2 protein-coding genes are annotated in these 845 nt (G+C 55.5%); both read left to right on the forward strand.

The genetic code is table 11. The features are described 5' to 3' along the window. Positions 1–293 precede the first annotated feature (293 nt). Positions 294–659 carry a hypothetical protein gene (locus AK963_RS29830; RefSeq protein ID WP_066018817.1) on the forward strand — a complete coding sequence of 122 codons (366 nt, stop codon included), beginning with the start codon at positions 294–296 and terminating at the stop codon, positions 657–659. Further along, on the forward strand, positions 660–845 hold a 186-nt coding region (locus AK963_RS29835; protein WP_202969948.1), incomplete at its 3' end, for a DUF6682 family protein. It lies immediately after the preceding gene.

Raw genomic sequence — 845 nt, forward strand, 5'->3', positions numbered from 1 at the left:
GAGTGACTCAGTGCCTGGCGGGTGTGAAAGATTTCGCCGGGTTTGCGTCGCAGTTTATCAAGCATGAATCGCTGACGCTGGAGAAGCACTTCGGCATGGGACACCGTGGCCTGCAGGTGTATGGCTACAAGGTGTTGAAGCCGGATGCTGGTGTTTTGCTGGCAGCGAAGCGTTCTTAATTTTTTCGCTGCCCGCTTCCCGCTGCCTGCTTCCCGTACAAGACTCCATTCGTGGTGCTTTTGCGGGGTGCGGGCGGTGGGTAGCGGAAAGCGTTTTTCAGAGGAGCTGAAAAAATGGCATTTAACCTGGATACCTGCCGCAGCAAGGACGAACTGGAATCCTTTGCCCGGCAGATGTTTAACGTGGAGCTGGACAAGCGCAAGAAGCTGGATGAGTTAAAAAACGAAATACGTCAGCTGATGAACGGTGGTGAACCACTGGAACAACCGGAAGAGCAGGAAGAATTGGAAGCGCCGGACGTGACTGAGGTGCCCACCGCGTTGGCACAGTCAGTACCAACATCGCAACCAGGCCACCGAAAGCCGCTGCGATTTGTGCTGAACAAGAACAACCACAGCGTCTTTATCTACAACCCGAGGCTGAAGAAACGAATAGGCGTGGATCTGGAGTTCTGTGATCAACAGGGTAACCGGCTGTAGGTGATGAAGGTTACCGCCATCATCCAGCGGGTTCGCGACCTGCTTCAGGACAACACGGCCGTTCCCCGCTGGACCAATGCCAACCTGCTGGATGCCTATAACGAGGCGATACTGGCGGTGGTGCAGAACCGGCCTGATGTGAACTCTCAGCTCCTGCCCTTTACCTGTCAGCCGCAGGCGGTGCAG

Origin of the sequence: Endozoicomonas atrinae, from assembly GCF_001647025.1 — a bacterium.
GTDB lineage: Bacteria > Pseudomonadota > Gammaproteobacteria > Pseudomonadales > Endozoicomonadaceae > Endozoicomonas > Endozoicomonas atrinae.

Bases quoted from the DNA above. Each gene is read 5' to 3' on its own strand.
- AK963_RS29830 (WP_066018817.1), top strand. From the start codon at position 294: ATGGCATTTAACCTGGATACCTGCCGCAGCAAGGACGAACTGGAATCC.